The sequence below is a fragment of the Meiothermus sp. genome (assembly GCF_025060375.1).
Classification (GTDB): domain Bacteria; phylum Deinococcota; class Deinococci; order Deinococcales; family Thermaceae; genus Meiothermus.
In genome coordinates this window covers 1-2,420 of sequence record NZ_JANXCG010000013.1, presented here as the reverse complement: position 1 = coordinate 2,420, position 2,420 = coordinate 1, and the positions used below count along the sequence as shown (strand labels likewise).

Sequence of the window (2,420 nt, the reverse complement as noted above, 5' to 3'; positions counted from 1 at the left end):
GTGGCGGTGGCTGCCCTGGCCCCCCTGTGCCGCCGGTTGGGCTTTGAGCTGTTCCAGCCCGAAAGCGTGCTGGGGCTTCTGGACGACTGGGGGCGCAACTACCCGGCGCTGGAGCGGGCTGTGGAGGCCATCCGTGCCGGGGAGGCCGGAGCGCTGCCTTTCATTGCCGAGGCCCAGCTTCAGACCCTGCCCCCGGTCTATCTGCCCCGGCAGATTTTCTGCTCCGGGGCCAACTACAAAAAGCACGTGGTGGATCTCATCGTGGCCCAGGGGGGGCCCCACCTGGCGGGCAAGAGTGATGCCGAACGGCGCGAGTGGGGTCAGCGCCGGATGGACGAGCGGGCCCGCCGGGGCAAGCCCTTCATCTTCACCAAGCTGCCCACCAGCGTCATCGGCCCCTACGACACCCTCTGGCTGCCTCCGGAGGTGCAGCAGGCCGACTGGGAGCTCGAGCTGGGCGTGGTGATGGGCCGTCCGGCCCGCCGGGTGCGGCGTGAGGAAGCCCTGGACTACGTAGCCGGGTACGTGGTGGTCAACGACATCACCGCCCGTGAGCTCGTCTACCGGCCCGACATCCCCGAGATGGGCATGGACTGGCTGGCTTCCAAAAACGCTCCGGGTTTTCTCCCCATGGGGCCTTACCTCACCCCCGCGGCCTTCGTGCCCGACCCCCAGAACCTCACCATCACCCTCCGGCTCAACGACCAGGTCATGCAGCACGAGTCCACCGCGGACATGATCTTCGGGGTGGCCCAGCTCATCGAGTTCATCTCGGCTTACGTGCAGCTTCTGCCCGGTGACCTCATCTGCACCGGATCCCCGGCGGGCAACGGCATGCACTACGGCCGGTTCTTGCAAGAGGGTGATCTGATGGAAGGCAGCATCACCGGCCTGGGTACCCAGCGCATCCTCTGCCGCCTGGAAGAAGTGGCCGGTCAGCCAGAAGCGGCAAAGTACGCCAGCGAGGAGGTCGGATGAGTGTGGAAAAGGTGTTGATTGTGGGCGGCGGGATCGCCGGTCTCTGCACCGCGGTGGGCCTCAAGGGCAGCGGTGCTGAGGTGGAGATCGTCGAGCAGAACCCCAGGTGGGACGTCTATGGGGTGGGCATCATCCAGCTCGCCAACGCGCTGCGGGCCCTGGCTGCCTTGGGCCTGGCCGAGGAGGCCATCGCCCAGGGATTCCCCATGTCGGCGCTGGTGATGTGGCGGCCCGACGGCGCCCCCATCGCTACCCTGCCCCAGCCCCCCATCGCCGGGCCGGACTTTCCCCCGCAAAACGGTATCGCCCGCCCCAGGCTGCACGCCATTTTGCAGAAGGCTGCCCAGGCCGCAGGGGCCCGGGTGCGGCTGGGCCTGAGCGTGCGGGCTATAGAACAGGATGGGGAGAGGGTTCAGGTTACCTTTACCGACGGGAGTCAGGGAGTCTACGACCTGGTGGTGGGGGCCGATGGGCTGCGCTCGAGGGTGCGTCAGCTGGTCTTCCCTGAAGCCCCCTCGCCCCAGTACGAGGAGCAGGTGGTTTGGCGCTACAATCTGCCCCGGCCCCCCGAGGTGGACAACATCTGGATGTGGATGGGCGACCCCAAGGTGGGCATCGTGCCGCTGGGCCCAGAGCTGATGTACATGTTCATCACCGACGCGGCCCCCGGCCAGCCCCCCCGCTACCCCGAGGCCGCCCTGGCCGAGGAGATGCGCAAGCGGTTGGATGGCTATCGGCACATCCCCCTGCTGGCCCGTCTACAGGAGCAGATCACCGACCCCAGCAAGGTGGTGCTGCGCCCCTTCGAGACCATCCTGGTGCCGGCCCCCTGGCACCGCGGGCGGGTGGTGCTGGTGGGCGACGCGGCCCACGCCATGACCGCCCACATTGCTCAGGGTGCGGCCATGGCCATCGAGGACGCGGTGGTGCTGACCGAGGAACTGCGCCGCCAGCCCAGCCTGGAGGCCGCACTCGCGGCCTACAACCGCCGCCGCTATGACCGGGTGCGCCGGATGGTGGAGATGTCCCGCCAGCTCTGCATCTGGGAGCGCACCCACGACCCCAAGGCCGACCCGGTGGGGGTTACCGCCGCCTCCATGGAACTCGCTGCCCAGCCCATATGAGCCCGAATCCCCTAATAGGCTTCCGGGTAGAGCGGGACCGGATCGGCTTCATCGGCCACGGCCTGCAACGCCCGGAGTGCATTCTGGCCGAGCCGGATGGCACGCTTTGGGTGGCCGACGCCCGGGGTGGGGTGGTGCGGATTGACCCGGACGGCCGCCAGACCCTTATCACCCCCCGGGTGCAGACCCAGGGCACCTCCTTTGAGGAGCGCTACGTGGAGGCCAAAGGCTCACTGCCCAACGGGCTCTGTTTTGACCAGGAGGGGAGCCTCATCATCGCCAACTGGGGCACCAACGCCATTGAGCGCATGTCCCGGG

Annotated in this window: 2 protein-coding genes and 1 pseudogene; all 3 read left to right on the top strand. The window is 68.1% G+C overall.

Translation table 11 applies throughout. The features are described from left to right. The coding region (locus NZ849_RS01730; RefSeq protein ID WP_295403377.1) for a fumarylacetoacetate hydrolase family protein at positions 1-978 on the top strand (978 nt) is incomplete at its 5' end. After that, positions 975-2,102: an FAD-dependent oxidoreductase gene (locus tag NZ849_RS01725; RefSeq protein WP_295403374.1), complete on the top strand. Its 1,128-nt coding sequence runs from the start codon at positions 975-977 to the stop codon at positions 2,100-2,102. The genes NZ849_RS01730 and NZ849_RS01725, both read left to right, overlap by 4 nt. After that, positions 2,099-2,420: pseudogene (locus NZ849_RS01720) on the top strand (SMP-30/gluconolactonase/LRE family protein); the annotation flags it as partial. The gene NZ849_RS01725 and the pseudogene NZ849_RS01720, both read left to right, overlap by 4 nt.

Excerpts from the sequence above, each read along its gene's own strand:
- NZ849_RS01725 (WP_295403374.1), top strand. The coding sequence starts at position 975 with ATGAGTGTGGAAAAGGTGTTGATTGTGGGCGGCGGGATCGCCGGTCTC.